At 68.8% G+C, this 19,604-nt stretch carries 16 protein-coding genes; 12 read left to right on the top strand and 4 right to left on the bottom strand.

The window, feature by feature from the left end; genetic code table 11:
* Positions 1–40 precede the first annotated feature (40 nt).
* Positions 41–1,180, top strand: coding sequence for a homoserine O-acetyltransferase (locus U0177_RS06260; RefSeq protein ID WP_409569749.1), 1,140 nt, complete (start codon positions 41–43; stop codon positions 1,178–1,180).
* Between the two features lie 18 nt (positions 1,181–1,198).
* On the opposite strand, the gene U0177_RS06255 is transcribed toward U0177_RS06260, so the two are convergent.
* The 3 genes from U0177_RS06255 to U0177_RS06245 form a co-directional block, all read right to left on the bottom strand.
* Complete coding sequence (locus U0177_RS06255; RefSeq protein WP_409569748.1) at positions 1,199–2,620, bottom strand: sensor histidine kinase; 1,422 nt, start codon at positions 2,618–2,620, stop codon at positions 1,199–1,201.
* 222 nt (positions 2,621–2,842) lie between these two features.
* A complete protein-coding gene (locus tag U0177_RS06250; RefSeq protein WP_409569747.1) occupies positions 2,843–3,553 on the bottom strand; it encodes a response regulator transcription factor in 711 nt (236 codons plus the stop codon).
* An 80-nt stretch (positions 3,554–3,633) separates the two neighbouring features.
* Positions 3,634–4,188 carry a hypothetical protein gene (locus tag U0177_RS06245; RefSeq protein ID WP_409569746.1) on the bottom strand — a complete coding sequence of 185 codons (555 nt, stop codon included), beginning with the start codon at positions 4,186–4,188 and terminating at the stop codon, positions 3,634–3,636.
* 354 nt (positions 4,189–4,542) lie between these two features.
* On the opposite strand from U0177_RS06245, the gene U0177_RS06240 reads away from it, so the two are divergent.
* From U0177_RS06240 to U0177_RS06215, 6 genes are all read left to right on the top strand, one after another.
* Entirely contained in the window at positions 4,543–5,109 is a 567-nt protein-coding gene (locus U0177_RS06240; RefSeq protein ID WP_409569745.1) for an RNA polymerase sigma factor, read from the top strand.
* The gene (locus tag U0177_RS06235) at positions 5,106–5,912 is read left to right on the top strand and encodes an anti-sigma factor domain-containing protein (protein ID WP_409569744.1); all 807 of its coding nucleotides are present in this window, start codon (positions 5,106–5,108) and stop codon (positions 5,910–5,912) included. Before U0177_RS06240 ends, U0177_RS06235 begins: the two co-directional genes overlap by 4 nt.
* A 414-nt stretch (positions 5,913–6,326) precedes the next feature.
* Positions 6,327–6,476 (top strand): hypothetical protein, encoded by a 150-nt coding sequence (locus tag U0177_RS06230; protein ID WP_409569956.1) that lies wholly within the window; start codon positions 6,327–6,329, stop codon positions 6,474–6,476.
* A 250-nt stretch (positions 6,477–6,726) separates the two neighbouring features.
* Entirely contained in the window at positions 6,727–8,484 is a 1,758-nt protein-coding gene (locus U0177_RS06225) for a long-chain-fatty-acid--CoA ligase (RefSeq protein ID WP_409569743.1), read from the top strand.
* A gap of 211 nt (positions 8,485–8,695) precedes the next feature.
* Positions 8,696–9,958 (top strand): CpXC domain-containing protein, encoded by a 1,263-nt coding sequence (locus tag U0177_RS06220; RefSeq protein WP_409569742.1) that lies wholly within the window; start codon positions 8,696–8,698, stop codon positions 9,956–9,958.
* 176 nt (positions 9,959–10,134) lie between these two features.
* Complete coding sequence (locus U0177_RS06215) at positions 10,135–11,553, top strand: ATP-binding protein (protein WP_409569741.1); 1,419 nt, start codon at positions 10,135–10,137, stop codon at positions 11,551–11,553.
* Positions 11,554–11,846: 293 nt separating this feature from the next.
* On the opposite strand, the gene U0177_RS06210 is transcribed toward U0177_RS06215, so the two are convergent.
* Positions 11,847–12,071 carry a hypothetical protein gene (locus tag U0177_RS06210; RefSeq protein WP_409569740.1) on the bottom strand — a complete coding sequence of 75 codons (225 nt, stop codon included), beginning with the start codon at positions 12,069–12,071 and terminating at the stop codon, positions 11,847–11,849.
* Between the two features lie 279 nt (positions 12,072–12,350).
* Between U0177_RS06210 and U0177_RS06205 the strand changes: the two genes are divergently transcribed.
* From U0177_RS06205 to U0177_RS06185, 5 genes are all read left to right on the top strand, one after another.
* The gene (locus tag U0177_RS06205; RefSeq protein WP_409569739.1) at positions 12,351–15,230 is read left to right on the top strand and encodes an ArnT family glycosyltransferase; all 2,880 of its coding nucleotides are present in this window, start codon (positions 12,351–12,353) and stop codon (positions 15,228–15,230) included.
* A gap of 43 nt (positions 15,231–15,273) precedes the next feature.
* Entirely contained in the window at positions 15,274–16,584 is a 1,311-nt protein-coding gene (locus tag U0177_RS06200; protein WP_409569738.1) for a glycosyltransferase, read from the top strand.
* Between the two features lie 91 nt (positions 16,585–16,675).
* The gene (locus U0177_RS06195; protein ID WP_409569737.1) at positions 16,676–17,482 is read left to right on the top strand and encodes a class I SAM-dependent methyltransferase; all 807 of its coding nucleotides are present in this window, start codon (positions 16,676–16,678) and stop codon (positions 17,480–17,482) included.
* A gap of 15 nt (positions 17,483–17,497) precedes the next feature.
* Positions 17,498–18,823: a nucleotide sugar dehydrogenase gene (locus U0177_RS06190; RefSeq protein ID WP_409569736.1), complete on the top strand. Its 1,326-nt coding sequence runs from the start codon at positions 17,498–17,500 to the stop codon at positions 18,821–18,823.
* A 135-nt stretch (positions 18,824–18,958) separates the two neighbouring features.
* A partial coding sequence (locus U0177_RS06185) for a CPBP family intramembrane glutamic endopeptidase (RefSeq protein WP_409569735.1) occupies positions 18,959–19,604 on the top strand: 646 nt, incomplete at its 3' end.

Here is a 19,604-nt window from a genome sequence, read left to right as displayed (position 1 = left end):
ATGCTTCGCCCTTACATGTGGAGTCGAGACGATGATCGCTATGACACGCGAGCGACAGAGCGACGGCCTTGGCCTGGTCGAGCGGCGCACGATGACCTGGCTCGATCCGCTGGTGCTCGAGAGCGGCGCGCAGCTGGCGCCGGTCACGCTGGCCTACGAGGCATACGGCCGGCTCAACGCGGCGCGCGACAACGCCATCCTGCTGCTGCACGCGCTCTCGGGCGACGCCCACGCCGCCGGCTGGCACGCCGGCGCGGCCAAGCCGGGCTGGTGGGACGCGATGGTCGGCCCCGGCCGGCCATTCGACACCGATCGCTACTTTGTGATCTGCTCGAATGTGATCGGCGGCTGCCAGGGCAGCACCGGCCCCAGCAGCGCCGACCTAGCCACCGGCCGGGCCTACGGCGCGCGCTTTCCGGTGATTACGATCGGCGATATGGTGCGCGCCCAGGCCCGGCTGATCGACCGGCTGGGGATCGCGCAGCTGCTGGCGGTGGCCGGCGGCTCGATGGGCGGCTTTCAGGCGCTTGAGTGGGCCACCGCACTGCCCGAGCGCGTGCGCGGCACCATCCTGCTCGCCACAAGCGCGCGCTCATCGCCGCAGACGGTGGCGTGGAACGCGATCGGCCGGCGTGCGATCGTCAGCGACCCGCGCTGGCGCAGCGGCGACTACTACGGCGGCGAGCCGCCCACCGACGGCCTGGCGATTGCGCGCATGATCGGCCATATTACCTACCTCAGCGAGCCGGCGCTCGAGCACAAATTCGGCCGCGCGTTTCAAGACGGCAGCGGCCCGGCGTTCTCGCTCGACCGCGAGTTCGCGATCGAGAGCTACCTCGACTACCAGGGCGCGATCTTCAACGCGCGCTTCGACGCGAACTCGTACCTGTATATTACCAAGGCGATGGACTACTGGGATCTGCCGGCGCGCTACGGCTCGCTCGACGCCGCGCTGGCGCGCAGCCGCTCGGAGTTTCTGCTGCTCTCGTTCAGCAGCGACTGGCTATACCCGCCGGGCGAGTCGCAGCTGATCGCCGACGCGCTCACGCGCCTGGGCCGCGCGCCTACGTACGCCAGCCTCGAGTCGAGCGCCGGCCACGACGCGTTTCTGGTGGATTACCAGCCGCAGGGGCCGATCATCAGCGAGTTCCTCGGGGCGCTGGCAGGCACCAGCACCTAGGGGCTTGGAAAGTCCAGATCATCCCGCTTGGTCGGGCGCGAGTGGCAGCGCGATCGTGAAGGCCGCGCCCTGGCCCTCCACACTGCTGGCCTCGATCGTACCGCCGTGGGCCAGCACGATCTGCTTGGTGATCGCCAGACCCAGGCCGGCGCCGCCGCTGCTGCGCGCCCGCGAGCGATCGGCGCGGTAGAACCTGTCGAACACGTGCGGCAGATCTTCGGCGGCGATGCCCTGGCCGGTGTCGCTGATGCGCAGGACGACTGATGATGCCAGCCGCTGGTCGCTGGTCGGCTGGTGTGCCGAGAGAGTGATGCTGCCACCCTCGGGGGTATAGCGCAGCGCATTGCTCACCAGGTTGGCCAGCACCTGGGCCATGCGCTGCGGGTCGGCATCGATCAGCGGCAGATCGGCCGGCGCCTGCACCACAATCTGCACGCCCTGGGCATCAGCCTGGCCGGCAAAGGCGCTGCGCGCGCCTTCGAGCAGATCGCGCGCATCGATCGGCTCGCGGTACAGCGCAAGCTGGCCGGTCTCGGCCAGCGCCAGCAGCCGCAGGTCGTCGATCAGCCGTTCGAGCAGCGCCGTCTCGCCCAGCAGGCGATCGAGCTCATCGGGCGTGGCGCGGTAGACGCCGTCCTGCAGGCCTTCGAGGCGGCCCTTGATGATCGTGAGCGGGGTGCGCAGCTCGTGCGCGATATCGGCAGTCATCTGGCGGCGCTGGCGGTCGGCGGCGGCGAGCGAGACCGCCATGGAGTTAAACGCCTGGGTCAGCTCATTCACTTCGCGGATGGGCGCAGGGCCGACCTGGACGTCGAGCTGGCCGGTGGCCAGCTGCTTGGCGGCGGCGGTGAGCCGGCGCAGCGGCCGGCTGATGCGCTGCACAAAGAAGATCGCCAGCAGCAGCAGCGTGACCGCCAGCGCCACGGCGGCGATCAGGAAGCCGCGAATGAGCGGCCAGGCGATATCGCGCTGGGCGCGCCCGCCCACCGGCTGCGGCGGCATCGGCGGCATCGGCTGCAGAGGCCGCGGCCCGCCACGGACGATCAGGATGCCGACGCGCTGGCCGCGCGCGTCGATCGGCAGGCCGCGATCAAGCTCGGCCGACACCACCGTCGCGCCGATCGGCAGGGCGCTGTCGTTGCTGGCGATCACACGGCCGCCAGGGTCGGCCAGCGCGTAGTCGAAGAAGTTGCCTGGCCCGGCGAACGAAATGCCGTCAAAGCGCTCCTGGACGCCCGACCAGGAGTTGCCATTCGCCACGTAGTAATCGCCCAGCGAAAGCGCGTACGAGCGCTGGTATGCGACAAAGCTCTCGCGCACTGCAGCCGGCTGCCACTGGCCCGACACCGCCAGCACCACAAAGCCGAGCATGCCGCACACGCTCAGCACAATCACCATCGCAAAGGCCAGCAGCATTGTCCAGAACAGGCGTGGCTTCATAGCAGATATGACTTACGCAATTGGCGAGCTCAGCCTTCGGCAGAGCGGTACCCCATTATTCCGTAGAGGTGTGCGGTTTTTCCGCGCTGTGCGCGGAAAAACCGCGCACGATGATCACAAAGTACCTTGCTGCCGCAGGCACTATGCACGGCTTCGGAAAGCCGAACAGCGCAACTGCGTAAGTCCTAGCAGAATTGCGTACGGGCGGGAGCGATGCCGCCCCTACCTGATTTCATCGGCGTCGTCGGCAAACTTATACCCCACGCCATAGATCGTGAGCACATATTTCGGGTTGCGCGGGTCGGGCTCGATCTTGCGGCGTAGGTTCTTGATATGGGCGTCGACGGTGCGGTCGAACCCGGCGTAGCTTACGTCGTAGGCCAGCTCGAGCAGCTGCGCGCGGCTGAACGGGCGGCCCGGCTCGCGCGCGAGGATCGCCAGCAGATCGAACTCGGTGGCGGTCAGGTCTACCGGGACGCCGGCCACGCGCACTCCGCGGCGCTGGAAATCGATCTGCAGATCGCCGGCGCGCAGCACCGTCTCGGCGTCGCGCTCGCCCTCGCTGCGGCGCAGCACGGCGCGCACGCGCGCCACCAGCTCGCGCGGGCTGAACGGCTTGGTGATGTAGTCGTCGGCGCCAAGCTCCAGGCCAATCAGCCGGTCGGCCTCGTCGACGCGCGCGGTGAGCATAATGATCGGCAGCGTGCGCGTGGCCGGGTCGCCGCGCAGCGCCCGCGCCACGTCGAGGCCATCCATGCCTGGCAGCATCAGATCGAGCACCAGCATGCTCGGGCGCTCGGCGCGCGCCAGCCGCAGAGCGCTGGGGCCATCGCCGGCGGTGACGACGCGAAAGCCGGCGCGATCGAGGTAATCGCGCGCGATTGCCACGATGCCCGGCTCGTCGTCTACAATCAGTATCGTGCGTGTAGCCATTGGTGTGCGCTAGCGCGGTGGCACGATGGCCAGACAGCCGGCGCTATCGTGCCACCGTGCCACCGCATTACTCGTGTGCGCTAGATCTGCCGCGTATCGCCGGTGTACGGCGGCTGGTCGGAACCACCCGACGGTTTGTCGCCGCCCTCGTTCCACGGCCCGCGCTCGGGGCCAGGGCCCTTGGGGCCATTCCATGGCCCATTGCCGCCCGGCCGGCCGAAGCCGCGGCCACGGATCAGCCGGAAGCCCAGCCAGATCAGGCCAGCGACGAACAGCAGCTTCACCAGCCCGCCGATCAGCATAAACGGCAGGAAGAAGAACGGGAAGCCGCCCATACGGCCCGGGCCGCCAAAGTCGCGCTGGCCGCGCATATCGTTGCCGAAGCCGCGCATGTCGTTCGGCGGCTGTGGCGCCTGAGGCGCTTGCGGCCCCTGCGGCCCCTGCCAGCCATGCCGCCCCTGCGGGCCCTGCTGATACTGCATTGGCGCCTGCTGGCTCATCATCGGGCCCTGCCAGCCCTGAGGCGGGCCAAAGCCCGCGCCAGGCCCGTGCATGCGGCCGCCGAGCGAAACGACCAGCGCCACAACGCTCAGCGCGATTGCGATCCAAGAAAGCCGACGTCCGTTATGTTCCATTGACTTGCTCCTCTATAACCATCAACGACGATTTGTTGATGGGTCTATAATAGAGCACAATTGTGAAGCGATTTTGAAGATGTATAGCAGCGATCTAGGATATTGTACCCGATCTGCCGGCGCGCGGCACTATGCTATAATGCCCGCGCCGATGCCGCGCACCATCCCTGCCTCGCCGCCACCAGCCCCGCACTCCCGGCGCATCCCGATTCCGGCGGCGTTGGCGCAATCTGCCCAAGCGGGCATCCGCTGCCGAAAGCTATACGTACAGAATATGCGATTGCACCACTATGGAGCCTGGCCATGAGTGCGCTGCGCCTGGCGGAAGCCCAGCCTCCCGATGATGAAGCCCTAATGGCGCGAATTGCCCAGCGCGACACTCAGGCGCTTGAAGTGCTCTACCAGCGCTACGCTCGCGTGGTGTACGGGCTGGCGCTACGTATGCTCGGCAGCGCCGAGCAGGCCGATGATATCGTGCAAGAAACGTTCTGGCGCGTCTGGCGGCGCAGCGCAACATTCACGGCGCACCGCGGCACGGTGCCGGGCTGGATCTGCGGCATCGCGCATAACCTGAGCATCGACGAGCTGCGCCGCCAGCGCGTGCGCCCCGGCCAGGCGGCCGACGCGGCCGATGGCGCGGCGCTGGCCGAGCTACCCGACACGCGATCCAGCGTCGATACGGCCGCGATCGAGAACGAGCAGCGGCGCCTGATCGATACGGCCCTACGCCAGCTGGCTAACGAGCAGCGCCAGGCGATCGAGCTGGCATACTTCGGCGGCCTTTCACAGAGCGAGATCGCCGAGCGGCTGCAAAGCCCGGTCGGCACCATCAAGGCACGCATTCGATCTGGCCTGCGCCGCATGCGCGACGTGCTCGCCGCCCAGCAGGTCGGCATAGAAGATATAATCGAACACCCATGAACGCAAACGCGCATCCGCTTGAGCTGATACCTGACTTTGTGCTTGGCACGCTCGACTCGCACGAAACATTCCAGGTAAGCATGCACCTGGCCGCCTGCGAGTCGTGCAGCGCCGAGGCCGAGTCGTTTCGCGCAGTTGTGGAGCTGCTGCCCTACGCCGCGCGGCCACTCGAGCCGCCCGCGCACGTCAAGCGGCAGCTGTTCGCGCGCATTGCCGCCACCGGCGCGGGCGGCGCGGCTGCACCCACGCGCCCGGCGCGTCCGCGCTGGCAGCTCGGGCTGGCGGCTGGCGCGCTGGCGCTGGCGCTGCTGTTTGGCTTCCTGGGCTTCGACGCGCGCGGCCGCGCCGACCTGCTCGCGGCCCGGCTCGATCAGCAGGCCCAGCAGATCGCCGGGCTGCAGGCCACGCTCGCGCGCCAGCAGCAGACCGTAGTGTTTATCGCCGCGCCGCAAACGGTGCCGCGCCGCCTCGACAGCCCCGACCGGCACGCCAGCGCGATCATGTATATGCAGCCCAACAGCGTCCACGCGGTGCTGGTGGTGTCGGGCTTGCCACCCGCCGCGTCCGGCCAGGTGTACCAGTTCTGGCTGGCCCGGCCCGGCGTGCAGGTGCCGGCAAACACCTTCGATGTCGGCGCCGACGGCACCGCTACGCTCGCGATCGACGCGCCCGCGCCGGTAAACGAGTACGACCAGGTGATGGTGACGATCGAGGCCAGCGGCGGCAGCCGGCAGCCCAGCGAGCACGTGGTGCTCAGCGGCTCGCTGGCCAGCGCGCGCCAGCGCGCCCAGCGCCCGCTGTAGCGCGCCGCCCCGGAAACACACGCCGCGAGGTTGACGGTCGTCGTGCAATGTCCCTTGACCCTCCCCGCGAGCGGAGGCGGGCGGGAGCGAGAGCTTTCGGCTTTGCATCGGGCCAGGGCTGGTGCAACGTCTTTCGACCCCTCCCCCTACCCCCTCCCCCCGACAGGGGAGGGGAAACACATCTGGCTGTGAGGTGCGGTCGCGGCGGCGACCGCACCTCACCCCCCTTACCCGCCTCTCCCGCACCCAGGAGAGGCGGGTAAGGGGGGTGAGGGCCGACGTTGCACCAACCCTGTGCATCGGGCTGGCGAGGTTGACGGTAGGCATTGCCCTGCGGTATCATACCATCACACACTCGCTCCCACCGCTTACGATTGCACGAGGAGAGATCCAATGCGCAAGGTTATTGGCATAATGACATTTCTGATAGGGCTTATGCTGGGAATGCTCGGCGGAGCGGCGCTACTGGCCTATGCCTACCAGGCCGCGGGCCTGTACCCACCCGACGACGCCACGATCAAGTTCATCGCGCGCGAACGCGGCTGGCTGAAAGACGATGTCTAGCAGCCCTGGCAGGGTTGTATGTGAGGTGGGTTGACACGCGGGCGCGCGGCCATGCACAAGCCGCCGCCCTTGCGTTATTATCACGGCTTACGCGGCCGCTTCCCGCGCGGGGTCGTCCAGAAGCTGCCCGAGCGCGCAACCCTCCACGGTTGTTTCTTTTCTGGCCGGCCATGAAGAGGTTTGCGGGGCGGATGCGCCGCCCCCAAACCACCCAGCACGTCAGCCGTGTTACTATGCGAAGGAGCATGACATGGAACAACCCTGGTTCACCAACTACGAACCGAGCGTGCCGCAGACGCTCGGCTACCCGAACCATACCCTCGATGTCTTCCTGAGCGAAAGCGCGCGCAAGTACCCCTTCAACACTGCCAGCAACTTCGTGCTGAGCTACCTACTGGGCGGGCGCTACACTGTTGGCGGCAAGCTCACCTACCGCCGCCTGAACGAGCTGGTCGATCGCTTCGCCAATGCGCTGTACCAGCTGGGCGTGCGCAAGGGCGACCGGGTGGCGCTGATGCTGCCGAACACGCCCCAGTTCGTGATCGCCTTTTTCGCCACGATGAAGATCGGCGCGGTGGTGGTGAACAACAACCCGACCTACACCGCGCGCGAGCTGAAGCACCAGCTCGAGGACTCGGGCGCCGAGACAATCATCATCCTCAATCTGTTCTGGCCGCGCCTGCACGAGATCCAGGCCGAAACATCGCTGAAGCGCGTGATCGTCACGCACGTGTTCGATACGCTGGGCTTCCCCTCGAACCTGCTGGTGAAAGCGAAGCAGCGCAAAGATGCCGCCTGGGTCGATGTGCCGCCCGGGCCAAATGTGTTCTTTTTCAAAGATCTGATCGACAGCCACCCACCCACGCTGCCAAATGTCACACTATCGCCCGACGATACGGCGCTGTTCCAGTACACCGGCGGCACCACCGGCCTGCCCAAAGCCGCGATGCTCAGCCACCGCAACCTGGTGGCCAACACGCTGCAGGTGAGCAGCTGGCTCACCACCGGCCAGCTTGGCGGCGAAAAGCTCATGGCCGCCATCCCGTTCTTTCACGTCTACGGCATGACAGTAGGCATGATCTACGCGATCTCGACCGGCGCCGAGATTGTAATCGTGCCCAACCCGCGGCCGATCGACAACGTGATGAATATCATCCAGAAAGAGCGCTGCACGGTGTTCCCCGGCGTGCCGGCGATGTACATCGGCATTATCAACCACCCCAAGGTCGCCGAGTACGACCTGAAATCGGTGAAGGCCTGCATCAGCGGCTCGGCCCCGCTGCCGATGGAGGTGCAGGAAAAGTTCGGCCAGATCACCGGCGGCCGGCTGGTCGAGGGCTTCGGCATGACCGAGGCCTCGCCGGTGACGCACTGCAACCCGGTGTATGGCCAGCGCAAGAATGGCTCGATCGGCATTCCCCTGCCCGACACCGAGGCCAAGATCATCGACCTGGAAACCGGCGCCGATCTGCCGATCGGCGGCGAGAAAGAGGGCGAGCTGTGCGTGCGCGGCCCGCAGGTAATGCAGGGCTACTGGAACCAGCCCGAAGAGACTCGCAATACGATCGACGCCGACGGCTGGCTGCACACCGGCGACATCTGCAAGACCGACGCCCAGGGCTACTTCTATATCGTCGACCGCAAAAAGGACATGATCATCGCCTCGGGCTTCAAGGTGCTGCCGCGCGATGTCGAGGAGGTGCTGTTCATGCACCCGCAGGTGCTCGAGGCCGTGGTGGTGGGCATCCGCCACCCGACACGCGGCGACGACACGGTGAAGGCATATGTGGTGCCGAAGCCGGGCGAGCAGCCCAACGCCAACGAGATCCGCGAGTTCTGCAAGCAGCACCTGGCGCCCTACAAGGTGCCGCGCGATGTTGAGTTCCGCGCCGAGCTGCCCAAAACCATGGTCGGCAAGGTGCTGCGGCGCGTGCTGGTGGAAGAAGAAAAGCAGAAGATGGCGGCCAAATCGGCGCCACAGCCCGCCGAACAAGCCACGCCGGCCTGATGCGCGACGCCAGGCACGATACAAAGCCCCGGCACGCCTCCTATGCGCGCCGGGGCTTTGTACATGCGCAGCTGCGCCGGCCCTAACAGTATCGCGCGGCGCGCTTGACGCACACCGCCCATACGCTACAATGAGCGCGGCCGGCAGATGTTCGGCCGCCCGAAATCAACGATCGCGCCTCGGCCGGCTGGCTGCGGCGCTGCGAGATGCTATGGCGATCTCTCGGAGCGAAACAATCCGGCTGCGCTGCCCCAGCTGCGGCGCCGCGTTCGAGGCTGTGGCATGGGCGCTGGTCGACGCGGCCGAGCGGCCCGACCTGGCGGCCGCGCTGCGCGACGGCACCCTCAACCTGGCCGAGTGCCCACGCTGCGGCGCTGTGGCGCCGGCAGGCGCCGCGCTGCTCTTCCACGACCCAGCAAGCCGCCGGGTGTACTTTGCGGTGCCACCCGACACCGGCGAGCACCGCTGGCGCGAGCAGGCCCAGGCGCTGCTCTACGAGCTGGTGGGCGCGCTGCCGGAAGACGATCGGCTGCCCTACCTGGGCGATGTGCAGGTTGAGCAGGAGCTTGGCGGGGTGCGCCGGGCCGTGCTGCGCCGCGAGCGCGGGCGGGCGGCCGCGCCGGCCCGCCCGCCCGCCGGCAAGCCGGTCGAGTCGCTGCGGGGCCAGCTGCCCACGGCCCCGGCCGCCGTGACGCGCCAGGCCGAGCCGGAGCCGGCCGGGCAGGCCACGCCCACGCCCGATCGCGAGCCCGAGCTTAGCGACGCGGTGCGCGCGCTGCTGGCCGCCGACGACGCCGCCGAGTTCGAGGCGATTGTGGCCGCCAACCCCGCGCTGCTCAGCGAGGCTGGCGACGCGGCGGTGCGCAGCTTGGCCGACCTGGCCTACGCCCAAGGCGAGCGCGCGGTGTCCGACGCGCTGCGCGAGCTGCGGGCCACCCTGGCACGCCTGCGCAGCGGCGCGCCGCTGCTGCCGCCCGCCGCCGACGCACCACCGGCCGATACACCCGCCGAGCAGCCGCCAGGCACGCGGCTGCCTGGCCCGGCCTACCAGGCGCTGCTGCACGTCGCCTCGCCCGAAACACTGCAGGCCGCCGCGCGCGATTACCCGGTGTTGCTGGAGGACTGGGCCGACGCCGAGCTGGCAGCACGCACCGAGGCCGCGCTCGACGAGGGCAACGAGCGCCTGGCGCAGCTGATCGACGATCGGCGCGAGGCGCTGGCCCAGCTGCGCGCCCGCCTGGGCAGCGCCGAAGCGCTGGGCGACGCAGTGCGCGCCCTGCTCGACGCCGACGGCAACGACGCGGTTGCCGAGGTGCTCGGCGCACACCCGATGCTGCTCACCGGCGCCGCGCAGGCAATGCTGGCCGACCTGGCATCCACTGCCGGCGCGCAAGGCCAGGCCGAGCTCGCCGACGACGCGGCCCGCTGCCGCGCGCTGCTGCACGACATCCGCGCCGGCCTCGATTCGGCCTGAGCGCCTCTCATGAGCCAGCGCTACGCCGGCTCGCAAGCTTTTCGGCCGCGCGCGTATCTTTCACCCCGCATGCGAGCGTTTTACGTATCAGAGCGATCTCGCAAGGGAGTAGAGCGGTGCACGGCAGAACGACGTTAGTCGGGGTTGATTGGCGCGCTCGGCTGATCGGGAAAGGGTTGACGATCGGCACCCTGGTGCTGCTGCTCAGCGGGCTGTACATCATCCTGCTGGCGGCACTGGCACCGCGGTTAGACGTCCCCGGCATGCCGTTCGGCCACACGCTCGCGGCGGTGCTGATCGCCACCCTAGTCGTGCCGGTGCGGAACCGGCTCGGGCTGGTGTTCAACCGGCTGATGTACCGCGATTGGCAGACCACCCAGGCCCTGCTGCGCGATGTCGGCGCGGCGCTCGGCCGCACGATCAGCCTCGACCGCATCCACGCCATCCTCGTCGACGACCTGCCGCAGCGCCTGCGCCTGCAGGGCGCGACGCTCTGGATGCTCGAGCCGCCCCACGACCAGGTGTTCGTGATGGTCGGCCGCGACGACGCCCGGCTGGACAGGCGCCTGCTGGTGAATGGCGCGATCGCCCGCCGGCTCTCGGCCGAGCCGAACTACCTGCTGCTCCCCGCCGAGGGCGTGGACACGGAATGGCTGCCGCTGAGCGAGCAGGGCGTGCGGCTGGCGCTGCCGCTGCACGTTGGCAACCAGCTGATCGGCATCTACGGCTGCGCGGCGCCGGTGAACGGGCGGCTCTACCCCGAGCGCGTGATCAATGTGCTGCTGATGCTCGCGCCTGCGGTGGCCAGCGCGCTCGAGAACGCCCGCGCCTACAGCAAGATTGCCCGGCTCAACCGCGAGCTGCGCGAGCTCGACCAGATGAAGGCCGAGTTCATCCAGAGCGTCGGCCACGAGCTGCGCACGCCGCTCACCACGCTCAGCCTGGCGATCCAGCTGCTCGATCGCCAGGCGGGCATGCCCCAGTCGCTCGCAAGCATCACCCGCACCGGCGTCGCCCAGATCCAGGCGCTAGTCGACCGCGTGCTGGCATTCGATCTGGGCCTCGACCCACCCACCGACATCCAGCCGCCGCTGCTTCCCATCCGGCTGGCGCCGCTGCTGGAAGAGATCGTCGAGGCGTATTTGCCGATCGCCGCGGCGAAAGGCGTGCGCTTCGGCCTGCACATCGGCGCCGAGCTGGCAGTGATGGCGTACATCCCCAGCCTGTGCCGCGCACTGCACGAGGTGGTCGACAACGCGGTGCGCTACAGCGAGGGTGGCACCGTCACGCTTGCGGCGCAGCCGCACGACGGCCACGTGCTGCTGAGCATCGCCGACGAAGGGCCGGGCATTCCGCAGGAAGAGCACGACCGGCTGTTCGAGGCGTTCTATCGCGGCAGCGGCACCCGCGCGCTCTCGGGCACGCCCGGCACCGGCCTGGGCCTGAGCATCGCCCGGCGCGACATCGAGGCGTTTGGCGGCCAGATCTGGCTGGAAGACAGCGGCCCCAGCGGGTCGACGATCTGCGTGGCCATCCCGGCGGCAAGCCCGGCCGACGCCCCGCCGCCGGCCTACGAGCGCGCCGTAAACGCCTGATAGCAAATTCGCTTGATTACTGGCACTTTGGTGGGGTTCGGGGGCGGCTTCGCCGCCGCGACCTCTTTGCGGCGCGGCTGCCGCGCGCCTAAAAACACAAGTAATCAAACGGAGTTGGTATGATAGCTGCTCGGTCTGACACTTTTTTGCAGTGCCCTGCCCGGCTTCGTTGGGCAGGGCACTGCAAAAAAGTGTGCGTTTTTCCACGCTGCGCGCGGAAAAACCGCACACAAGCGTAAAGAAAAGCGCCCCGCCAATGCGGAGCGCCAGATCGACCAGCTGAAGCCAGAAACCTACGCCACCACCTCGCGCGCCATCAGCACCCGCGGCGGCAGATGATTTATTACACGCCTCGCAAGCAGCTCCTCGTCGTAACATTCGCCCGCATACAAGCAGCTGAGAGCCCAAAGATGATTAAGATGGAGCCGGGTGAATGTGCGCCCGTCGCCAAGGTCGCGGTCGGCCAAAATCTGCGGAAGGAGCCGGTCAATCAGTACGTCCAGCTCAACTACAGACATAGTAGGTTTCCTCTCGCAACGCATGCAGGTGGCTATGCCTGCGCTTAACAGACAAATTTTTTGGCGGGATGAAGATAATCAACCTATTGTATCACATTCTCCCCCCATGTCTAGCGTTCGAGCGGCAGTCGCACCACACAGCCAGATGTGTTTCCCCTCCCCTGACAGGGGAGAGCGGTAGGGGGAGGGGTCGAAAGACGTTGCACGAGCCCTGGCGCCAGCCGGGCATCATCCGCGCCGCATTGTTTCGCAAGCAAAACTCGCGGTATAATAGCGCCCGTGAGCACAGAAACGGCGAGCCGACCCTCTACAACCTGGCCTGCGCAACCCGGCGCGCGGAGCGGACCGCTCGCGTACCTGCGTGATCGCCGCCTGATCCTCATCCTGCTGCTGGCACTGCTCGCCGGAATTCTTGCTTACCAGGCCCCGCCGGCCTCGTCGATCGCGATCGGTTGGCTCGGCGACCGGCTGTTTCTCGATGCCAGCCAGGGCCTGGGGGCCGCCGATGCCGGCACGTTTTACGGCGATGAGATCACTGGCAGCCAGGGCGACCGCAGCCGCTGGACGCGCCAGGACGCCAGCATCTGGCTGCCCGGCCTCGGCGACAGCGCCGACTTGACCGTCACGCTGCGCGCGCAGGGCTGGCCCACCACCGCACTCCCACCCGATGCCCAACAGCCGCTCGTCGACATTTTAGCAAACGGCGTGCCAGTGTTTCGTTTCCAGCCTACCGCGGCGTGGGCCGAGTACACTTTTCGCCTGCCGGCCTCGGTTGCGTCGCGCGATACGCTGACGCTGCAGCTGCACACCTCGGCCACATTCACCGGCGACGACCCGCGCCCCAAGGGCATTCGGCTGGATGCGCTCCGCCTGCGCGGCGCCGAGCGCGAGAACAGCTTTGCGCTGCCGGCGGCCCGGCCGCTGGCGCTGCTGGTGCTGTGCGGCGCGCTTGCGCTGCTGGCGCTAGTGGTGCTGCTGCGCCTGCCCACACTGGCGTTTGTGCTGGCCACGCTGCTCGTCAGCGGGCTGGCGCTGGCGCTGGCGCTGGCGCGCGTCTGGGCCGCCACGCTGCTGCCCTGGGCCGCCGGCGCCCTCGTGGTGGTGCTGGCGCTGGCACGCCAGCGCGACCTGGTGCGCCTGCTCGCGCGGCTGCTGCAGCGCTACGCGCGCGGCGCGGCGCTGAACTATGGCCTTACCTGCATGGTGGCGGCCTGGCTGGCGTACGTCGCGGCGCGGCTGAGCGCCAGCCTGCGGCTGCCCGGCCTGAAGCTGCTGAGCGACAGCTTCCCCGACTCGCTGCTGTACGGCCTGCTGGGCATGGGCCTGCTGCTGCTGGTTCTGGTGCGCGGCCGCGAGGGCCTGCCGCGGCTGGCCGGCGCGATCGTGCGGCTGATTGGATCGCGGCGCGGCGCGCTGGCCATCCTGGCGCTGGGCGCGCTGGTGTGGCTCGGCTACGAGGCCTGGGTGATCGGCCAGCTGCCCTATGTCGGCCACGCCGACTACGCCGACAACGCGGTAGTGGCGCGCAACCTGGCGCGCGGCCGCGGCTGGGTCGTCGACTACGTCACGCAGTTCTACCAGCTCTACCCCGGCACCACGCGCCCGCAGGAGACGTGGCCGCTGCTGCAGCCGGTGTGGATCGCGCCGTTCTTTCTGCTCTTCGGGCCAGCCGCCTGGGCCGCCAAGATCCCAAACCTGATCTTCATGGCGCTGCTGACGCTGCTGATCTTCACGGCTGGCGCGCGGCTGTGGGATCGGCGCGTGGGCCTCACCGCCGCGCTGCTGATCCTCACCAACTACCTGTTCTTCCGCCTGGTGATCTACACCACCAGCGACCTGGCATTCGTGCTGTTCTCGTTCGGCGCAATCGCGCTGCTGTACCAGTCGCTCCATTGGCGCCGCGTCATCGAGGCGGGCGTTGCGAGCGCCAGGAGCCCCGCGCCAGCGGACGATCTGCGGATCTCATGGCGAATGCTCGTCGGCTCGGCCGTGCTTACCGGGCTGATGCTGCTGCAGAAACCCAGCGGCGCGCTGATCGCCTTCGGTATGGGCCTGTGGTTCGTCGGCCAGGCCGGCTGGCGCGGCCACGTGCGGCAGCTGCGCGCGCTCCTGGCCGCGCTGGCGCCGGTGGCGCTGTGGGCCGCGCTGGCGCTCGCCATTCTCGCGCCCTACCTGCTGCGCAACCAGCTGCTGTTCGGCAAGCCGTTCTACTCGACCGAGAGCTACGACGCGTGGGTGCTGGGCTTTGGCGATTGGGAAGACATCTACAAGATCTACACCGCCCAGGCCGGCCTGGGCGGCCCCGGCGTGCCCGATCGGAGCTGGGTGCTGCGCTGGGGCTTCGACGTGACGCTGCTGAAGCTGGCCACGCAGGCGCGCGCGGTGCGCAACTACCTGCTGCCGCCCTGGCTCGATCAGACGCGCGCGCTGGCCGACGCCGACAGCCAGAAGAAAGCGCTGCTGTTCGGCCTGGGCGCCTGGCTGGCGCTGCTTGGCGCGCTCGGCGCGCTGCGCTCGCGGCGGCGCCTGCTGGCGCTGCTGCTGCTGGCGTTCGGCCCGTATACGCTGTTTCTGGTAGGCTACTGGCACGCCGACGAAGAGCGCTACTTCCTGATGATGATGCCCTGGCTGGCGCTGCTGGCCAGCTACGCGCTATGGCGCGGCTACGACCGGGTGGCGGCGATCGGCGATGGCCGCTGGGCGCCGGCCGGGCTGGCGCTGGCGTGCACCGCGCTGGCGCTGATGATCGCGCCCTCGTGGCCGTACATCGCCAAGAAAGTGCGCGAGGAGCCGGCGCTCTACCAGGCCGACACCGATGCCTACCGCTGGCTGCGCGCCAACAGCGCGCCCACCGACGTAGCTATGACCCGGCTGCCCTGGCAGCTCAACTGGGTGAGCGAGCGGCCCGCGCTGATGGTGCCGAACACTGCCGACCGCGCGGCGTTTCTGGCGCTGGCGCGGCACTACCACGTGCGCTACCTCGTGCGCGACACCTTCGCCCAGCCCAGCGACGCCACGCGCCAGCTGCTCGACGGCCTGCTCGAAGACGACGAGCTGGGGATCGAGCTGGCGTACCAGACGCCGCCTTACCCGGCGGTGGTCGACGGACAGCCCACCACGCTGGTGACGCGGGTGTATCGCCTGCCGGCGACGCCCTGACGCGCGCCGCCGCATAGCTGCTGGCAATATGAAAGAAAGCACTGTGCAACCACTCAACATCTGCATGCTCACCTCGTCGTACCCGAAGTACGCTGGCGAGACCACCGCGCCATTTATCGAGGAGATCGCCGCCGGGCTGGTGCGCCGCGGCCATACCGTGCACGTGCTCGCGCCATTCCACCGCGACGTGCGGCGCGCCGCAGTCGAGCGCGGCGTGCACCTGCATTTCTTCCGCTACAGCCCAACCCGCGCCCTGAACGTGTGGGGCTACGCCGAGTCGCTCCAGGCCGACGTGGGCCTGCGCGGCGCGGTGCTGGCCGCCGCCCCGCTGGCGCTTGGCGCAAGCATGCTGGCGCTGTGGCGCCTGACGGGCACACGCGCCGAGATAGGCGCTGCGCCGGCCGAACGCGCGCCCGCTCCTCGGCGATTCGACCTGGTTCACGCCCACTGGGTCATTCCCAACGGCACGCCGGCCGCGCTGGTGGCCCGGCTGCGCCACCTGCCGCTGGTGGTGAGCATGCACGGCTCGGATGTATACCTGGCCGAGCGCGCCGCCCCGCTGTCGCTCGCCGCCGCCGCCACCTACCGCGCCGCAGCGGCGATCACCGCGTGCAGCGGCGACCTGCGGCAGCGCGCGCTGCGCCTGGGCGCGCCGGCCGAGCGCGTCGCGGTGATTCCCTATGGCGTCGACGCCGGCGCATTCCAGCCAGCCCAGGCATCCGGCGCAAGCGTGCGCGCCGAGATGGGCCTCGCGCCCGACACGCCGCTGGTGCTGACGATGAGCCGGCTGGTGTATAAGAAGGGCCTGACCTACCTGATCGACGCCATGCCGGCGATCCTGGCCGCGCAGCCGCGCGCGGTGCTGGCGATCGCCGGCTACGGCGACCTGCGCGACGAGCTGGAGCGCCGCGCGCGCGACCTCGGGGTGGGCGCGAGCGTGCGCTTCCCCGGCCAGCTCGAGCGCGAGCGCGCGGCCCAGTACATCGGCGCCGCCGACGTGTACGCGGTGCCTTCGATCCGCGACCAGGGCGGCAATGTCGACGGGCTGCCAAACGCGCTGCTCGAGGGTATGGCCGCCGCCCGGCCGATCGTGGCCTCGCGCGTGGCCGGTATCCCCGAGGTGATCGAGAACGGCGTGCACGGGCTGCTCACGCCCGAGCGCGACCCGGCCGCGCTTGCGGTGGCCGTGACGCGCCTGCTGGCCGACCGCCCGCTCGCGGCGCGGCTCGGCGCGGCGGCCCGCCAGCGCGTCGCCGAAGAGCTGACGTGGGATCAGACCGCCGCGCGCTTCGAGCAGGCCTACGCCCGCGCGCTTGGCATGGAGCCAGGCGCCGGTACAGCCAGCCCGGCATAGGCCTGAAGCGTGGGGAAGTTTTCGTGGGCGGCGAAGCCGCCCCCGAACCCCACCGCGTAGCTCGGGTACAGGCGTCATAAGCGGAGGGGCTATGTCGAAGATCGACGACCAGCAGTACCTCAGAACCCAGCAGTACAACACCGCGAGCAAGTTGAACGACCGCGTGGCGCTGCACGCGCGCTTCAGCACCAACGCGTACGGCTGGCAGCGCTGGATGTTCGAGCAGCTCGCATTGCCGCCCACAGCCCAGGTGCTCGAGGTCGGCTGTGGGCCAGGCTGGCTCTGGTTCGAGAATCGCCAGCGCATCCCGCCCGGCTGGCAGATCACGCTGGCCGACTTTTCGGCCGGTATGCTGGCCGAGGCGCGGCACAACCTGGCCGGCCTGACGCAGATCGCGTTTGAGCAGGCCGACGCCCAGCAGCTGCCTTTTGCCGACGCTGCATTCGACGCGGTGATCGCCAACCACATGCTCTACCACGTGCCCGACCGGCCACGCGCGCTGGCCGAGCTGCGCCGCGTGCTCAGGCCCGGCGGCCGCTTCTACGCCGCCACCAATGGCAGCGCCCACATGCGCGAGCTGCGCGAGCTGGTGCAGCGCGTCGACCCGCGCCTGGCGGCCTGGGGCTCGGCCGAGCCGCGCGACTTCACGCTCGAAAACGGCGCCGCGCAGCTCGCGCCATGGTTTGGGCCGGCCGAGCTGCGGCGCTACCCCGATGGCCTGCGCGTCGCCGAGGCCGAGCCGCTGGTGGCGTTCGTACTGTCGATGCACGTCGCCGAGCACGCCAGCCCGCAGCTGCGCGCGCAGCTGCTGCGCTATGTCGAGCAGGCCATCCAGGCCGGCGGGCCGATCCATATCAGCAAAGACGCCGGGCTCTTCCTGGCTTCAGCGCCATCTTGAAACAAGGAAACACGCATGTCAATTCAAACAGAACTGCTCCAGAAAATTCAAACCGAGGCCGCGCGCATTGGCGTCATCGGCCTGGGGTACGTCGGCCTGCCGCTGGCAGTGCGCGCGGGACGGGTCGGCTTCGGCGTGCTGGGCTTCGACGTCAGCGAGGCCAAGGTTGGCCAGATCAACGCCGGCGCCAGCTACATCGGCGACGTAAGCTCGGCTGAAGTGGCCGAGCTGCGCGAGCACGGCCGGATCGAGGCCACCACCGACTTCCGGCGGCTGCGCGCCTGCGACGTGATCGTGATCTGCGTGCCCACGCCGCTGAATATCACGCGCGACCCCGACATCTCGTTTATCGAGCGCGCTGCCGAAGATATCGCCCGCACGCTGCGCAGCGGCCAGCTGGTGATCCTCGAAAGCACCACCTACCCCGGCACCACCGAAGAAGTGATCCAGGCCAGGCTCGAATCGACCGGGCTGAAGGTCGGCGAAGATGTGTTCGTGTCGTTCTCGCCCGAGCGCATCGACCCCGGCCAGACCAACAGCAAGGGCTGGACGGTGGAGAACACGCCCAAGGTCGTCGGCGGCGTGACGCCCGGCTGCACCGAGCTGGCAGTGGCGTTCTACTCGCACATCACCAGCCGCGTCGTGCCGGTCTCGTCGCCGCGCGTGGCCGAGCTGACGAAGCTGTTCGAGAATATTTTCCGCTCGGTGAACATCGCGCTGGTGAACGAGCTGGCGCTGCTGTGCGACCGCATGGGCCTGAATGTCTGGGAGGTTGTCGACGCCGCGGCCACCAAGCCGTTCGGCTTCATGAAGTTCACGCCCGGCCCGGGCCTCGGCGGCCACTGCATCCCGGTCGACCCGTTCTACCTGACCTGGAAGGCGCGCGAGTTCGACCTGACCACGCGCTTCATCGAGCTGGCCGGCGAGATCAACACGCAGATGCCGCGCCACGTGCACGACCTGGTGGCGCGCGCGCTGAACCGCCACCGCAAGGCGATCAACGGCGCACGCGTGGTGCTGCTGGGCGTGGCCTACAAGCCCGACGTCGACGACTACCGCGAGTCGCCGGTGTTCAAGGTGATCGAGCTGCTCGAAGGCGACGGCGCCGAGGTCGTCACGGTCGATCCGCATGTCGCCGAGTTCGAGGATCACCACGGGCGCACCTTCCGCACCACGCCGCTGAGCGATGCGCTGATCGAGCAGGCCGACTGCGTGGCGATCATCACCGACCACAGCGCCTTCGACTACGCCAATGTGGTCGCCCGCGCGCCGGTGATTGTCGACACGCGCAATGCCACACGCAATGTAGCCGCCGGCCGCGAGAAGATCGTGCTGCTGTAGCGCTGCAGTCGGCTAAACGATGTATGCGTATGCCGTCGCGCGCACGATCCGCCGGCGCGGTGTTTTCTGTATACTCCTTGGCAGAACTGCCGTGCCCGCCGCAGGCAACGCGGCACCTCGCCAAGGAGTAACACAATGGCAACCCAGGCCCGCCCGCGCCGCGCACATTTCTGGCCGGAATGGCTGCTGAGCAACACCCTGTTTCGCCTGCTGTGCGCCGCGCTGTTCGTTGGCGCCGGCTTTGTGGTGGCGCAGCTTGCGCTCAATGGCCTGCGGGCCGCCGGTGTGCTAGCCGGGCGCACCCAGCTGAGCCTGGCCGCATTCGCGCTGTTTGTGCCGCTGACCTACGGCGCATATCGCATGTACCTGGCGCTGGCCGAGCAGCGCGCGCCGGCCGAGCTTGGCGGCGCGGGCGCGGCGCGCGAGCTTGGCGCCGGCCTGGCGGGCGGCCTGGCGCTGTTCGCGCTGGTGATTGGCGCGCTGTGGCTGATCGGCGCATACCGCGTGGTTGGAACAAATGGCTGGGCGGTGCTGGTAGCGGCGCTGGCCAGTGCGAGCGCCAGCGCGTTCGTGCAAGAGCTGCTGTTTCGCGGCGTGCTGCTGCGGATCGCCAGCGCGCGCCTGGGCGCGTGGCCGGCGATTGCGCTCTCGCTGCTGCTGTTCGGCGCGGCGCACCTTGCCGGCCCCGGCGCGTCGGCTCTGAGCACCGCCGGCGCCATGGCGGCGGGCCTGCTGTTCGCCGGCGCGTTTATGTGCACTGGCCGCCTGTGGCTGGCAATCG

The sequence above is a fragment of the Kouleothrix sp. genome (assembly GCF_046328425.1).
Lineage (GTDB): Bacteria > Chloroflexota > Chloroflexia > Chloroflexales > Roseiflexaceae > Kouleothrix.
Note: the sequence above shows the minus strand (reverse complement) of the source record. Positions and strands in the feature narration are given on the sequence as shown.